Below are 14,794 nucleotides of genomic sequence, written 5' to 3' on the forward strand. Positions count from 1 at the left end.
AGATCAAAAGCCCAGTCTGGAAAGAGTATGAGCTTTTGATTACTTGTTTCAATACTAGCTTTTATACATGATTTCGTAGTATTCCTTCGCCATTCGGTTACTCTCAAATCCCTCCACCACATCTTTCATTCCTTGTTCTACTATGTCATCCCATTTGTCTTTATTTTCATAGTAGGTTGGGACTATTTCGTTTTCTAGCACCTGAAATATGTTTTCTAAGTCAAAATGGTCCTGTTCCGGAATACTCATATTTGCGTAATCAGCTGTTGGAACAATGAAACTGTTTTTACCATGCTCGGCAAATTCACAAATCCATCCATCGTATGTGCTGAAATTCACAGCTCCATTCATTGCTGCAGTCATTCCGGAGGTGCCACTGGCTTCGCGGGGAACACGTGGATTATTTAACCATATATCTGCCGCTTGCTTGAGTCGCTTACTTAGTGTCAGTTCATAGTCTACACAGACTGCCACATTGGGATATTTTTTGCTAAGATGTACCAGCTGATTGAATGTGGAAATAGCTCCATAGTCAGAAGGGTATGGCTTTCCGGCCCAAATAATTTGTATCGGTCGTTCTGGATTGTTAATTAATGCTTCGAACCTAGCCTGATCTCGAGTGATCAAATCAGGTCTTTTATACCCTGCAAAACGTCGCGCCCAAACTATTGTCAGCACATTTGGATCAAGTAATTTTCCCGTCTGATCTGCTACCAGTTCGAATGCTCTTTTTTTCAAATAGTGCTTTCTGTCTTCAAATCCCGGTTTATTATCTGTATTCATGAAATGATACAGCTGCTTATCCGCCCAGTAAGTATAATTCTGCGAGTTGGTAATCGAGGTGATTTCAGGAATATCCGAATATTTGCTCCACATCTCTCTGCTCACTTTGCCATGAAGCTTACTTACTCCATTCGCTTTTCTGGCAAATCGAAATGCTGCCAAACTATGATTGAAAAGATCTCCTTCCATCCCCGTCAGCTCTCTGACTTCTTCCAACGGATAGCCATTGAAATATCCCATTTGATCACATAAGTAGATATCATGCTTCTCGTTTCCAGCTTCTTCAGGAGTATGAGTGGTGAATACCAACCGTTTTTTCACTTCTTCCTTTGAGCCAAACTTTCTCATCAGGTGAAAAACAGCACTTACCCCGTGAGCCTCGTTGAGATGGTAGACATCGGGATTGAAATTCAATTCGTCAAGTAATTTGGCGCCGCCGAGCCCCAGCATGATGAACTGAGCTACTTTGGCGGCAGTATCGGAATCATACAGCCTATGTGTGATGGTTTGGCTGAGGTAGTCGTTTTCCGGTAAGTCGGTACTCAAGAGAAAAAGTGGTGCACTTTTAAAAGTCTCTGGAGCGAGATACATAGCTTTTACCCAAACAGGATTGCCGTGAATGGTGATTTGAAACTTGATGCCGGTTTCCTGCAGAAAGCTGTAGTTCTTTTCATACCACTCAGCCTTAAGAGTTTGATCCTGATTTCTTCCTTGATCGTAATAGCCATATTTCCAGAGAATGCCGATTCCGATCAGATTTTGTTTGAGCTCATAAGCACTTCGCAAATGAGATCCTGAAAGAAAGCCCAGACCTCCACTGTAAATTTTGAGAGGTTGATGGATGGCAAATTCCATGGAGAAATAGGCGGCTTTTTTGGAGTATTCCGACGAAATCTGATACGGCACGCTATAGTTTCTAAAATCAGTCATTGTGGATTGGTTATTTTTTCCAATTTAGTTGAAATCCGAAGACAAGATTCAGGAAGTGATACGTAAAGTATTTGAGCTGATTTCAGGCTTTGATTTATAGTCTTATTTTCTTTATAAATAGGTGTAAACAGAAAGCGCAGAACTGATATAGTTCTGCGCTTCTACTTTTACATATGTGGAGTTTTATGCTGGCAAAGCTGCCAGTCCATTTCCATCCGGCTTATTTTTCAAAACTGGAGTGTCTTTCAAGATCATAGTTGCGCCATTTGCTGGAGAATAGGCAGTCCATTTTGGAAGAGTTCCAGCATTTGGATCTCCCGTTCTCATGAAAGAGAGGAGAGAAGCCGACATTTTCTCGGATAACTTTCGAGGTCTATCACCGCCACCTGTATGGGTGTACATACGGTCGGTATTGTCAAACCAAAAGCAAATATCTATGCAGTGAAAAGCTTTCATTCTGCCACTGTATAGATCCGGCTCCCAGCCGAACCAAGCCAGATAAACGGGTGCCTTTTGAGTTGACTTTGCATTTGCTGTAGCGATTGCTCCTTTTCTATTGGAAAGAATCATCGCCCAAAGATCTGCAGGAGAAGCTTCTGGGAAGTCCTTGCGATACCCTGCGATTACTTTATCTGTATCTGTTCCAAAATTTGGATTCAGTTTCTCAGCTACTCCAGCCCAATCGATTTTCTCCAATTCTGGAGATGTCCGCGTTGGATTCCACTCGTGGAAAGTAGTGCAGATCATTAATGGAATGTCCGAAGCCAAGCCATTTGGATCAGAGAAGAACTCACCTGCTGGGATATTTGCTCCATCAGCCACTGGGCTAAAACCGCCTCTAAAACCAGGCAGCGGGTGATCTTTCCGCATTTTTGCCATAGCCTTATTTGCCACATCCAGGTATTCCCTCCATGTCAGATCCTGCAACTTATCCACAGTATCTGAAGTAAATCCTGCCTCTTTCATGACATATTCACCGAGATTGCGGGAATATTCTTGGTTAGAGGCCTGAAGCATAGATCCACTCAGAGCGACCCCTTTATGCACCAAACCTTTTGCCGCAGGCATGGCCATCGTGGCAGTGACTTTTGCGCCTCCGCCAGACTGACCTATAATAGTTACATTCCCTGGATCTCCACCGAAATTCGAGATGTTATCCCGAACCCATTCCAGCGAGGCAATAATGTCGAGTTGACTGACATTTCCAGAATCTGCATACTTAGATCCACCCACTCCCGAAAGATCAGTGAAGCCGATTGGACCAAGTCTGTGATTGATGGATACGAAAACCATGTCACCACTTTTACTTAGGTTTTCCCCGTGGTAGCCGTCTTGCTCTACTGCATTTCCGTTAGTGAATCCTCCACCATGAAGCCAAACTAGCACAGGTCTCTTTTTGCCGTCCAAAGCCGGAGTCCAGACATTCAGTTTGAGGCAGTCCTCGCTTAAGTCATCGTAATTCCAATGATCGGCAAAGGAAGAATTGGGGTTCTCATAGCGATTGTCCATGATTTGAGGAGCAGTATTTCCCCACCAAATAGTTGGCTTCACATCTGCCCAAGGAGCTGGCTTTTGGGGAGGCATAAATCGGTTTTTACCCGAAGTATCAGCTCCATAAGGAACTCCGAGAAAAGTATAGATATTGTTTAGAATATAACCTCTCACCTTGCCTGAATTTGTATTTGCAATGGCAATGTCGTCTCCGATCTGGAGAAATTGACCTCCATGGGGAGCTGTTTTCGACGAGGATTTTGCTTGCGTAGAAAATGGTACTGCTGCAGCTAGACTGAGTCCTGCAGTACCTACGCCGACTTTCTTAAAGAATTCGCGTCTATTATTTTTCATGTTATAGGGTTTAATGTTAAAGATTTGATCTTGAGTGAAATATACTTTAGTGTTTCATGTTTATAGAAATTATTGGACTTTACCTGCCGGAGAATTATGTGTGCAAGTTAATATTGTTTCAAAATGAAAAAATAGATTGTGAAAACAAAAAAACCGACCACTTTTCAGCAGCCGGTCTCGATACTAAAATCTGTTTTCTTGACTTTGTCTTACTGTCCTACCATAAAGATCGCATTACTCAAAATCAGTTTCCCAGACTCCCAAAATCCTCTGAAAATCGGATCATCCACGAAATAAACAATCTCTCCACGGCCTACATTTTCAACACCTATGACCATGGATTCAGCCATTTTTGATTTTACCTTGTAGCCAATGTATCCTGTGCGGTGTGCTTCATTTGAGGAGATTACCCCAGCATTTACACCATTGTCTAAGTAGGCAAATCTGCTAGCATTGTTTTTCAAGGTGTAATATTTCCCGCCAGTTCCATAGCCAAGAGGATGTGTGACGTCCATGTCCACTTGATAGATCGCACCAGCTGCTCCGCCTGAAATCGCTACTCGCTCACCTTCTTGGTAAGGAGCCAGACGTTCTGCTTTTGCCAAGGAGTCAGCCTCTGTTTCAGCTGACTTTTTATCATCATCTGAATCATAAGTTTTCAATGCAAAGCCTTCCTTGTTTGCAAAAAGGCTTAACGCTCCGTCAATAGCAATCAGTTTTCCGCCTGCACGAATCCATTCCATTAAATTCTTTTGGCCTGATTCATTCAGTGCACTGCCGCGAGTTGATGGCATGATGATCACATCGTATTTGCTCAAGTCGTAACGGGACATATTGTCTGTTTCTAGATTGCTTAGCGGATAGTTTAGCTCCTTTTCGAAGAAATGCCAGATAGCACCATAATTCAACGAGTTGGTACCTTCTCCACCAATCAGAGCCACTTTGGGAGCTTGGATCACACGGATATTAGGCGAGCCGAAATCTTTTCCTTTATCCACATAGCCACTCATCGTAGTCGCTAGCGTCACACCAAATGTATTTGCGATCTCGACTACCTTTTGGTCGAAATTTGGTACATATTCATTTCCACCTTTGGTGATCATCAAGGATCCTGCAGGAAAGCTTTTCCCTTCTACTTCGAAAGGGAATTCATTGTATTTCACACGAATGCCAGCATTTAAAAGCGCCGATAAAAATGCTACATCCCGAGTTCCTTGCCAGGCTGCGATGTAAGCAACAGGTGTTTTGCCTACTTGATTTGCTGTGAAATCGGGTTTCTCATATGCTGCCGCTGCTTCGAGTTTTGTTTCTACTGCGAAAGCTTCCAATCCGTATGCATAGGGCATGGCCCAGCTCGTGATATCATAAGTGATGCTGTCATGCAAAGCAGGACTTGGTTCGAAAAATACCTGAGTTAAAACAGATTTGGGCTGGTGAGCACTGATGATGATGTCCTTATCTGTGGTGGCGAAAGACTCGCTTTTGCCAGTTCCATAAGCAAAGCCTTTCAATCCTGATTTTGAGCCTGCCTTTCCATAGCGAATGCCGTTTTTATCCAGCAGTTCAAGCAATCTGGCTACTTGAGCTGGGTTGCTTTCACCTTTGATGACAAAGCTTTTGTATTTGCCTTTTGGGTTTGTGGAGTTGTCTTTGTAGAATTTGGCAAACTCAGAAAGTAATCTCTCAGCATTTTTGCTTGTCACTTCAGCAGCAGACATGGCTGCAGTGTAGTGCCCTTCAATTCTATAGCTGAGGGTAACAGTATCGCCCACGGCATCAAATCCTCCAATGCCAGCCTGGCCTCCACCACCTTGCTCTATCGTCATTCCTATAGCTCCATTGAACATCGGATAGGAATCGCCATAAGAAGGATAAAGCAAATCAAAACGTTCTTTAGTGAAGTAGAATCTTCCAGCCTCATCGAAGTATTTGGCAGTGTTTCTTCCAAAAGTATCCTGAAACTCATGTTGCCACGCTGTCAACTGCTCATGAAGAGGTTCAGCAGCTGGTGCCATGTAGAATGGGTTATTGATGCCTTGCTCATGGAAATCTAAGTGCAACTGTGGCATCCATTGCTGGTAAACTTTCATTCTAGCCTGAGATTCCACCTGTACCTGCCATGCCCAATCACGATTCAGATCAAACAAATAATGATTTGCGCGTCCACCTGGCCAGGGCTCGTTATGCTCAACAGATTGCAGATCTGGCTGAAGGGTGGTGTTCATTTTCTGGTTGTACCAATTCGCATAGCGGTCACGACCATCTGGGTTGATCGCTGGATCGATGATCACAATTTGATTTTTCAACCATTCTTGAGAAGTGCTATTTTCTGGGTTTGCTAGGGTATAAAAAGAAGAAATCGCTGCTTCCATACCCACTGACTCATTTCCGTGGACATTGAAAGACATCCAATTGATCGGAACAGAAGTTGAAGGTGAGCCTTCTATCAAACCTGCTCTCTTGAGGTTGTCAGTTCGGATCTGCTCCAGATTACCCATGTTTTCGGAGCTCGAAAGTATCGCGATGATCAGTGGGCGTTTCTCGTTTGTTTCACCGTATTGGATGAGCTTGACATTTGGATTATTTGCCGCTACATGCTCGAAGTAATCGACCATGCGGTGATGGGGAGTGAATCGGTCACCGGGTTTGTAACCCAAAAATTGCTCTGGAGTTTGGATCTGTGCCCATGAGCAAATGGTGATCGAAAAAACGAATAAGGATAAGAGTAAGAGTTTTTTCATAAGATACTGGTGTAGATTGATGCCTTGAATTTAAAAGGAAATGTCTTTTTCTTTCACACCGATTAAAAAAAAGCGGGACGAAAGGTCAAGCTCCAGCTTGAAGTTGAGAAATGCTTCACTTTAGTACAAATTGAATCGCAGTCTTCAGATCCATCTTATTCCTAATAAGTACATCATTTTAAAAAAATTCAATTCAATCGAATGAAGTAAATGCCTAATGTGACAAAAGTTGCTGAACGACAAAATCAAAAGCCTGTAATTTGTAGTATCAAATCGAAGTTTAATCAGAATAATTATAGCGATGTATTTCCAACATGTATATGACAAGTCACTGGCACAAGCAAGTTACTTTATAGGCTGTCAGGCAAAAGGTGTAGCAATTGTAATCGATCCCCAAAGGGACATGGATGTTTACTTGAAAATAGCCAAGCAAAACAACATGAAGATTACTCATATTGCTGAAACACATATTCACGCAGATTTCCTGAGTGGTTCTAGAGAACTGGCTTCAGTGACTGGTGCGAAAATGTATCTTTCAGATGAGGGTCCAAAAGAATGGCAATATGAATTTGACCATGAAGGTCTTCATCATGGTGATACGATTAAGGTCGGTAACCTAAATTTAGAAGTGCTTTACACTCCTGGTCATACGCCAGAGAGTATCAGTTTTCTTTTGACAGATAATCCTGCCACAGATAAACCAGTCATGATTTTCACGGGTGACTTTGTGTTTGTCGGGGATATAGGAAGACCAGATTTGCTTGAAAAAGCCGCTGGATTAATAGGGACTCAAGAGAAAGGTGCAAAACAGATGTATGAGTCGGTTCAGCGATTTGCCCAACTTCCAGAGTACGTTCAGGTTTGGCCGGGTCATGGTGCTGGATCAGCCTGCGGCAAAGCTTTAGGGTCCGTTCCTAGCTCAACGGTGGGTTATGAGAAAGTCCGAAACTGGGCGTTCCAATTTGCTTCCGATGAGGAAGGGTTTGTGGATTATTTATTGGATGGACAGCCTGAGCCACCGAAGTATTTTGCAATGATGAAACACCTGAATAAGGTGGATAGACCTTTATTAGTAGAAGTACCCAAGCATACTAACCTTGGGAAAGATCAATTTCTATCTGCTTATAAGGACGGGTTGAAAGTAATTGATACTAGAAATAAAGTAGATTTTGCAAAAGGCTTTTTGCCAAACAGCATCAATATCCAAGGCAATAATTCCTTTTCCACCTGGGCGGGTTGGTTGCTCAATTATCAAGAACAATTTGTTCTCGTAGCTGAAGAAACTCAGATGGATGATCTTACTCGAAAACTGATGCGGATCGGTCTTGATAATATCTACGGATTCATTGAAGATGTCAATGATCTAGGCGTGGAGCTTCAGACTGCAGATGTGATTGATATTGAAGAGTTCAAATCTCTGGTTGGAAAAGATGATGTGCAGGTAGTCGATGTGAGAAATACTACAGAATATAGTGCGGGTCATGTGAATGGTGCAGACCACGTGTTCGTAGGGGCTTTGTCTGATAATCTGGATAAAATCAGTAAGGACAAACAGGTAGTGATTCATTGCCAAAGTGGAGACAGAGCAGCTATTGCCTATTCTGTTTTAAGAAAGAATGGATTTGAGAATGTTAAAAACTACTCTGGAGGAATCAAAGAGTGGTTGGAAAAAGGAAATGAAACAGTTAAAAATTAAACTATCATATTATGAGTTTTTTATCAGCAATTTTCGGGAGTAAAGATAACAGTGAATTGAAAGAGGTAATCGAAGGAGGAGCATTTCTGGTAGATGTTCGTTCCTCTGGCGAATTTGCTTCTGGATCTGTCAAAGGAGCGGTAAATATCCCTTTGGATAAGATTGGTAGTCAATTGACCAAATTCAAAGGCAAGAAAAATATCGTTGTCTTTTGCCAGAGCGGCAACCGTAGCGGACAGGCGAAGAGCATTTTGGAGAATAATGGTGTTCAGAATGTCATTAACGGGGGCTCTTGGAGCAATGTCAATCAATGTGTAGGTTAAAATAGAATTCAATGGAGAGTCATTTGGCTCTCCATTTTAATTTCAACTCGATAAAATGGATTTTTGGGATCAGCGATATAGTCAACCAGACTTTGTTTACGGCAAAAAGCCAAACGAATATTTGAAAGCTAAATTAGTGGATCTGAGTTCTGGTCGAATATTATTTCCGGCAGAGGGAGAGGGAAGAAATGCAGTCTTTGCGGCCAAATTAGGATGGGATGTGTTTGCTTTTGATAGTAGTATAGAAGGTAAAAAGAAGGCTGATAGTTTAGCCTTGACAAGTGGAGTCAGCATCGACTATCGAGTGGAGGGTCTCGAACAGGTGGATTATCCAGCTAGTTATTTTGATGCCATAGCATTTTCCTATACCCACTTTCCGGAGGACAAAAGAAAACTTTATCATAAAAAATTAAGTGCGTACCTTAAGAAAGGTGGATTTCTGATCTTGGAATGTTTTAGTAAAAATCATTTAAATTTTCAGAAGAATAACCCGAATGCAGGAGGCCCAAAAGATGTGACTATGCTTTTCGATTTGGAAGAAATCAAAAATGATTTTGCTGATTTTGATTTTAAAGAGGCCTATGAAACAGAAACCGATTTAGAAGAGGGACTATATCATGTGGGGACTGCTTCTGTAATCAGAATTTTTGCTGTCAAGAAATAATAAGACAGACTAAGTGGGTTTTATCAACAGGACAAACTTTTAAATAAGATATTTTCAAAAAATAAACTTAAAAAACTATGAAAAAGAACATGGGCTCCGTAGATAAAATCATTCGCTTGCTACTAGCAGTTGGTGTAGCAGTATTGTATTTCACAGGTACAATTTCCGGCATATTGGCCATAGTATTAGGTTTGTTGGCAGTCGTTTTTGTTGCAACCTCATTTATGAGTTTTTGCCCCTTATACCTCCCTTTTGGGATTAGTACGATTAAAAAAAAGCTTAATTAAGTAGTAGAAAAGTTGCTATCACCCTTTAGTAACTGATGCCTGGTAAATTTTACCAGGCATTTTTTGTTTTAATAGTTTACCAACTCACAGAACGTGCAATTTTTACCATGAAATTCGTAAATCAAACTTTCGATTTTCGTGGTAATTTTTTTTGAAGTTTGACTTTTTTTAATCAATTTTACCATGAAATCCGTAAATCAAACTTTCGATTTTCATGGTAAAAGAAAGACAAATTTTCGCTTTACTTCAGGAATATCTATCGATTTTTCCAGCTGTTGGTCTCTTGGGGCCAAGACAGGTAGGGAAAACTACGCTCGTCAAAAACCTAAAACTCGATAAAGACAGCATTTACATGGATCTGGAAAAAGCTTCTGATCGAGCTAAATTGGTGGATGCTGAGCTTTTTCTGAAAGCACATGTGGATAAGACGGTGATTCTCGATGAGATACAATTGATGCCCGAATTGTTTGCGGAGCTTAGAAGTCTGATCGATGAACAGCGGGAATCAGGGAGATTTATTCTATTGGGTTCTGCTTCACCAGATTTGATCCGAAGTTCGGCTGATTCTTTAGCTGGGCGGATTGGTTATCTGGAACTGACCCCATTTTTCTTGGGAGAAATAGAAGAAAGCGAACTGGAAAAACTCTGGATTCGTGGAGGTTTTCCTTTGTCTTTTTTAGCAAAAACAGATCGAGAAAGTCAGATTTGGAGACAGAACTTCATCAAGACCTATCTGGAAAGAGACCTGGCGCAGATAGGATTGAGTACAGATCCGAGACTAGTGGAGCGATTCTGGATTATGCTTGCCAATGCACAAGGAGGAATCTGGAATGGAGAAAGTTTTGGACGAGCGTTGGGAATCACGCGTCCGACGGTGAATCGCTACTTGGAGTTTCTGGAAGGTTCCTTTATGGTGCGTGTGCTGCAACCCTTTCATCAGAATATCAAAAAGCGCTTAGTGAAGTCTCCTAAAGTATTTATTCGAGACACGGGTTTGCTTCACTCTCTGACTGGTGTGGACACTATGGAAGCTCTGCGTAATCTAGTGCAGATTGGAGCTTCTTGGGAAGGTTTTGTGATCGAGCAGATTACAGCGACTTTCGGCCAGGAATACGAGTATTACTTCTACCGTACGCATCAGGGAGCGGAATGCGACCTGCTTTTGGTGAAAAATGGCGTAGTGAAAATTGCTATCGAAATCAAAAACACACTTTCACCAAAACTCAATAAAGGGCTACAGATCTCCATGGAAGATACTGGAGCGGAGGAAGGAGTTGTGATTTGCAGAATCGAGGAAGGCTATCCGCTTTCCGAAAAAGTGAAGGCGGTGGGGTTGAGGGAGTTTTTGGGAAGGTGAATTGTAATGGCGAAGTCTGATGTAGTTCATGAGTTTTCAGAACGTATTTTGAGTTTAAAATCTAACTTCTAAATGGAAAGAGAAGCAGAGAAATATTTTAAAAAATTCAGAACGCATATGGAAAAGTGTGTCAAAATCGAAAACTCAGAATTCGATCTTATTTGCAGCTTTTTTTGTGTTAAGAAAATAGAAAGAAAAACCTTTCTTCTTGAACCGGGGAAGATATGCCGTTTCGAAAACTTTGTTGTTTCTGGCTTATTTCAAAGTGCCGTATTGGATGAATCAGGCAAAGTACATACGCTACATTTTCCACATGAAGATTGGTGGGTCGGCGATTATAAAAGTTTTAATACCAGAATGCCTTCTATCATGAGAATTGAAACGCTAGAGGATTCGATTTTGCTTGAAATCTCCAAAACGTCTTTAGATGAATTATTGACGATCTCGCCAAGTTTTGCTGGTTACTTTAGAACGCTAAGTGAAAACGCAAGTATTGCAGCAAATGAGCGTATCATCAATCAGTTATCACAAACAGCGGAACAACGATATGAGCTTTTTTACCAGAAATATGCTGCGATTAAAGATCGTCTATCACAGAAAAGAGTCGCTAGCTTTTTAGGGATTTCCCCTGAGTATTTCACTCAGATTGGGAAGAGAAATAAATGAAAAGTACTTAATCTAGTTAAAGTTTTTTAGGGTTTGAGCGAAGTAATTTTGTAAAACTAAACAGAGATACAATGACTGAAAAGCACCCAAACATTCAATTAATCGAAAGTTTTTTCATGGCTTATTCCAATGCTGACTTCGAAGGGATGAAGCGTGTAATGGCTGTAGATGTCAAATGGCATATTCCAGGCAAACATCCATTCAGTGGGACTAAAACCGGGATAAGTCAATTAATGGAATACTTAGAAAAGCTAAATGAATTCGGCTTCAAGGCTGAGCAGATTGTGATGGGCGTAAACGACAATTATGTCATCGACTGTCACAGAAACTGGAGCACATTAAGTGGTCCAAGAGTTTTAAATGCTATGTCTTGTCTGTTATGGAAGATTGAAGAAAATATGATCGTTGAAGTTTTTAACTTCCCGCAAGAGCAGTATTTGGTTGATGATTTTTTTAATATAAACTGAGATTCCCCCTAGTTCACGTCAGGTGACTTGGACTTATAGAAATGCAATATTCACATCATCAACTTAAATATGCTCGTTTCAAGCCATTTCAAAAAGTAGATGGCTTACCATTAATCTTGTGTTTCCAGACAGAAAAGCAGCCTAAAGACTGCAATGTGCTAAGCACAAGTCAGGAGACTTGCGCTAGGCGCGAGGTTTACACAAAAGCTTCCCTCAAATACTTAGCAGTGTAATTCCCTTCTTCTTTCATCATATCCTCAGGAGTTCCTTCGAAAGTGAGGTATCCACCCTTATTTCCTCCTTCTGGACCCAGATCAATAACCCAATCCGCAGATTTGATCACTTCGGTATTGTGCTCGATAATGATTACTGAATGACCCTGATCGATCAGGGCATTGATGGAGTGGAGAAGTTTTTTGATGTCGTGGAAGTGAAGTCCTGTAGTAGGCTCATCGAAGATAAAGAGGATATGATCCCCGTGTTTGGTGCCGCCTTTTCCTAGGAAAGAAGCCAGTTTCACACGCTGCGCCTCACCGCCAGAAAGGGTATTTGAGCTTTGGCCCATGCCTATATAACCAAGCCCTACTTCCTGAAGTGGCTGAAGCTTATTGATGATTTGGGTTTTTCCTTGGAAAAATTCCAAAGCTTCGTCAATGGTCATTCCCAAGACATCTGAGATGTCTTTTTCGTGGTATTTGACATCCAAGATTTCATTTTTGAATCGCTTGCCTTTGCAGGATTCACAAGTCAAATGAATATCTGCCATAAACTGCATTTCTACAGTTGTGATTCCTTCACCGGCACAATTTTCACAGCGCCCACCATCCACGTTGAAGGAGAAAAATGCGGGTTTGTAGCCTCGCTGCTTCGAGATTGTCTGCTCAGAGAATAAGGTTCGGATTGCATCGTATGCTTTCACATAGGTCACTGGATTGGAGCGGGAAGACTTCCCGATAGGATTTTGATCCACAAATTCCACTTGAGAAATGGATTTGTAATCCCCTTCGATCCTGTCATACTTTCCACTTTCGTCGATGACCGTTCCCAGCATTTTTCCTAAGGCAGGATAAAGCACTTTTTTGATCAAGGTAGATTTCCCTGAACCAGAAACCCCAGTGACTACCGTGAGTGTATTGAGTGGGAATTTGACAGAGATATTTTTCAGGTTGTTTTCTCTAGCTCCTTTTACTAGAATGGAATCTTTCCAGGGACGATTTCCATCTTTTTTAAAAATTTGCTCTTCGCCTCGTAAATACTTGGCAGTGTGAGTTTGTGCCGAAGTCATGAGCTCTTCGATTGAACCTTGGAAAAGCAATTCTCCACCATGAACACCCGCATCTGGCCCGATGTCAATGATCTGATCAGCAGCTTTCATCACTTTCTCCTCATGCTCCACCACGATCACGGTGTTGCCCATGTCTCGAAGTGATTTCAGCACGTCGACTAATCGATCCGTGTCTCTTGGATGAAGTCCTATGCTTGGCTCATCCAGAATGTACATAGATCCTACAAGAGCGGACCCTAGGGAAGTAGCCAGTTTGATACGCTGAAATTCTCCACCTGAAAGTGAAGCGGTCAAGCGATTCAAGGTCAAATAACCCAAGCCAACCTGATCCATGTATTCCAAACGACTCTGCACTTCTTTTAGCAGCCGATTGGCAATCTTCGCTTGATGTGGAGGAAGTTCAAGAGTATTGAAAAAGGGCAATGCCTCATCTATAGGCATCAAAACTATGTCAATGATGGATTTGTCTGCTACTTTAACGTAAGAAGCGTCTTTGCGCAAGCGAGTTCCTTTACAGTCTGGGCAAGTGGTGCGGCCGCGAAAACGCGAAAGCATCACACGGTATTGGATTTTATGAGTCTTAGTTTCGAGATCTTTGAAAAATGCGTCTAAGCCCTTGAAGTGTTTGTTTCCAGTCCATAGCAAGGCTTTTTCCTTTTCATTCAGATCCTCATAAGCTCTGTGAATGGGGAAATCAAATTCAATTCCTTTTTTCAATAGAGGTTCTACCCAGGCTCTGGAAGACTCTCCCCGCCAAGGTGCAATGGCTCCTTCGTATACCGATAATCCTTTATCCGGGATCACTAGGTCAGGGTCTATTCCTAACACATTACCGAAGCCCTCGCAGGTACGGCAAGCACCGAATGGATTGTTGAAAGAGAAAAAGTTGACTGATGGAAGCTCGAATTGAATTCCATCGAGTTCAAATCTATCTGAAAAGCTCTTGGTCTCTTTGCCGGGAATAGTGATTTTGCAATCGCCGTGACCTTCGAAAAGAGCAGTTTGCACTGAATCTGCAATTCGGAATTGATTGTCCTCATCTTCCTTATGTACCGCTACGCGGTCAATCAGAATCTCATAGTTTCCTTTTTGAATCTTTTTTTCCTGAAGTAGATCTTCCACGAAATACGCTTCATCATCGATCAAAATCCGGGTATATCCTTTTTGCAAAAGCAATTCAAGCTCTTGGTTTATCTTTCTTCCGCGCTCGATTTGCAACGGACAGGAAATCATCACTTTGGAGCCATCTTCAAATGACTGAATGTAATCCACGATGTCTGTCACCGTGTGGTGTTTGACTTCTTTACCCGAAATCGGAGAGATCGTTTTTCCCACTCTGGAGAAAAGCAGTTTCAGGTAATCATAGATCTCAGTAGTCGTTCCTACAGTGGATCTAGGATTTTTGGTATTGACTTTTTGCTGAATTGCGATAGCTGGAGCTACTCCTTTGATGTATTCCACATCAGGTTTTTCCATTCTGCCGAGGAACTGTCGGGCATAGGAACTAAGGCTTTCCACATACATTCGTTGGCCTTCGGCAAAAAGTGTATCGAATGCAAGAGAAGATTTACCAGAGCCTGAAAGGCCGGTAATCACCACAAATTTATTTCTTGGAATCGCAACGCTCAGGCTTTTCAGGTTGTTCACCCGAGCATTTTTGATGATGATGAATTCCTTGGGATCGAGTGAGTCGATGTCTGTAGTAGCGGATAAAGTGCTCAAAGTCATAGCTGGCAAAGTTACAAAAGGA

At 41.8% G+C, this 14,794-nt stretch carries 11 protein-coding genes; 7 read left to right on the forward strand and 4 right to left on the reverse strand.

From position 1 onward, the window contains the following. Positions 1 to 54 precede the first annotated feature (54 nt). The 3 genes from glgP to ESV85_RS03810 form a co-directional block, all read right to left on the reverse strand. On the reverse strand, positions 55 to 1,713 hold the full coding sequence (gene glgP, locus ESV85_RS03800) for an alpha-glucan family phosphorylase (RefSeq protein WP_146914898.1): 1,659 nt from the start codon (positions 1,711 to 1,713) through the stop codon (positions 55 to 57). 183 nt (positions 1,714 to 1,896) lie between these two features. After that, a complete protein-coding gene (locus ESV85_RS03805; RefSeq protein ID WP_146914899.1) occupies positions 1,897 to 3,558 on the reverse strand; it encodes a carboxylesterase/lipase family protein in 1,662 nt (553 codons plus the stop codon). A 209-nt stretch (positions 3,559 to 3,767) separates the two neighbouring features. Further along, positions 3,768 to 6,299 carry a M14 family zinc carboxypeptidase gene (locus ESV85_RS03810; RefSeq protein WP_146914900.1) on the reverse strand — a complete coding sequence of 844 codons (2,532 nt, stop codon included), beginning with the start codon at positions 6,297 to 6,299 and terminating at the stop codon, positions 3,768 to 3,770. Between the two features lie 301 nt (positions 6,300 to 6,600). On the opposite strand from ESV85_RS03810, the gene ESV85_RS03815 reads away from it, so the two are divergent. The 7 genes from ESV85_RS03815 (at position 6,601) to ESV85_RS03845 (ending at position 11,759) form a co-directional block, all read left to right on the forward strand. After that, positions 6,601 to 7,995, forward strand: a complete 1,395-nt coding sequence (locus ESV85_RS03815) for an MBL fold metallo-hydrolase (protein ID WP_146914901.1) — start codon at positions 6,601 to 6,603, stop codon at positions 7,993 to 7,995. Positions 7,996 to 8,006: 11 nt separating this feature from the next. Continuing rightward, positions 8,007 to 8,318: a rhodanese-like domain-containing protein gene (locus ESV85_RS03820; RefSeq protein WP_146914902.1), complete on the forward strand. Its 312-nt coding sequence runs from the start codon at positions 8,007 to 8,009 to the stop codon at positions 8,316 to 8,318. 55 nt (positions 8,319 to 8,373) lie between these two features. Continuing rightward, a complete protein-coding gene (locus tag ESV85_RS03825) occupies positions 8,374 to 8,982 on the forward strand; it encodes a class I SAM-dependent methyltransferase (protein ID WP_146914903.1) in 609 nt (202 codons plus the stop codon). A gap of 77 nt (positions 8,983 to 9,059) precedes the next feature. Continuing rightward, positions 9,060 to 9,269, forward strand: coding sequence for a DUF2892 domain-containing protein (locus ESV85_RS03830; RefSeq protein ID WP_146914904.1), 210 nt, complete (start codon positions 9,060 to 9,062; stop codon positions 9,267 to 9,269). Between the two features lie 214 nt (positions 9,270 to 9,483). Further along, positions 9,484 to 10,626 carry an ATP-binding protein gene (locus ESV85_RS03835; RefSeq protein ID WP_146914905.1) on the forward strand — a complete coding sequence of 381 codons (1,143 nt, stop codon included), beginning with the start codon at positions 9,484 to 9,486 and terminating at the stop codon, positions 10,624 to 10,626. 72 nt (positions 10,627 to 10,698) lie between these two features. Next, a complete protein-coding gene (locus ESV85_RS03840) occupies positions 10,699 to 11,292 on the forward strand; it encodes a Crp/Fnr family transcriptional regulator (RefSeq protein ID WP_146914906.1) in 594 nt (197 codons plus the stop codon). Between the two features lie 71 nt (positions 11,293 to 11,363). Beyond that, a complete protein-coding gene (locus ESV85_RS03845) occupies positions 11,364 to 11,759 on the forward strand; it encodes a nuclear transport factor 2 family protein (protein WP_146914907.1) in 396 nt (131 codons plus the stop codon). Between the two features lie 196 nt (positions 11,760 to 11,955). Here the strand turns inward: ESV85_RS03845 and uvrA are convergent, their stop codons facing one another. Beyond that, positions 11,956 to 14,772 (reverse strand): excinuclease ABC subunit UvrA, encoded by a 2,817-nt coding sequence (uvrA, locus tag ESV85_RS03850; protein WP_146914908.1) that lies wholly within the window; start codon positions 14,770 to 14,772, stop codon positions 11,956 to 11,958. Positions 14,773 to 14,794: the final 22 nt, after the last annotated feature.

Source organism: Algoriphagus aquimarinus (assembly GCF_007997215.1).
GTDB classification, from domain to species: Bacteria; Bacteroidota; Bacteroidia; order Cytophagales; family Cyclobacteriaceae; genus Algoriphagus; species Algoriphagus aquimarinus_A.

What these genes read in the sequence shown, in the direction of transcription:
- glgP (WP_146914898.1), bottom strand. Translation starts at nt 1,713, where the DNA reads ATGACTGATTTTAGAAACTATAGCGTGCCGTATCAGATTTCGTCGGAA.
- ESV85_RS03805 (WP_146914899.1), bottom strand. Translation starts at nt 3,558, where the DNA reads ATGAAAAATAATAGACGCGAATTCTTTAAGAAAGTCGGCGTAGGTACT.
- ESV85_RS03810 (WP_146914900.1), bottom strand. Translation starts at nt 6,299, where the DNA reads ATGAAAAAACTCTTACTCTTATCCTTATTCGTTTTTTCGATCACCATT.
- ESV85_RS03815 (WP_146914901.1), top strand. Translation starts at nt 6,601, where the DNA reads ATGTATTTCCAACATGTATATGACAAGTCACTGGCACAAGCAAGTTAC.
- ESV85_RS03820 (WP_146914902.1), top strand. Translation starts at nt 8,007, where the DNA reads ATGAGTTTTTTATCAGCAATTTTCGGGAGTAAAGATAACAGTGAATTG.
- ESV85_RS03825 (WP_146914903.1), top strand. Translation starts at nt 8,374, where the DNA reads ATGGATTTTTGGGATCAGCGATATAGTCAACCAGACTTTGTTTACGGC.
- ESV85_RS03830 (WP_146914904.1), top strand. Translation starts at nt 9,060, where the DNA reads ATGAAAAAGAACATGGGCTCCGTAGATAAAATCATTCGCTTGCTACTA.
- ESV85_RS03835 (WP_146914905.1), top strand. Translation starts at nt 9,484, where the DNA reads ATGGTAAAAGAAAGACAAATTTTCGCTTTACTTCAGGAATATCTATCG.
- ESV85_RS03840 (WP_146914906.1), top strand. Translation starts at nt 10,699, where the DNA reads ATGGAAAGAGAAGCAGAGAAATATTTTAAAAAATTCAGAACGCATATG.
- ESV85_RS03845 (WP_146914907.1), top strand. Translation starts at nt 11,364, where the DNA reads ATGACTGAAAAGCACCCAAACATTCAATTAATCGAAAGTTTTTTCATG.
- uvrA (WP_146914908.1), bottom strand. Translation starts at nt 14,772, where the DNA reads ATGACTTTGAGCACTTTATCCGCTACTACAGACATCGACTCACTCGAT.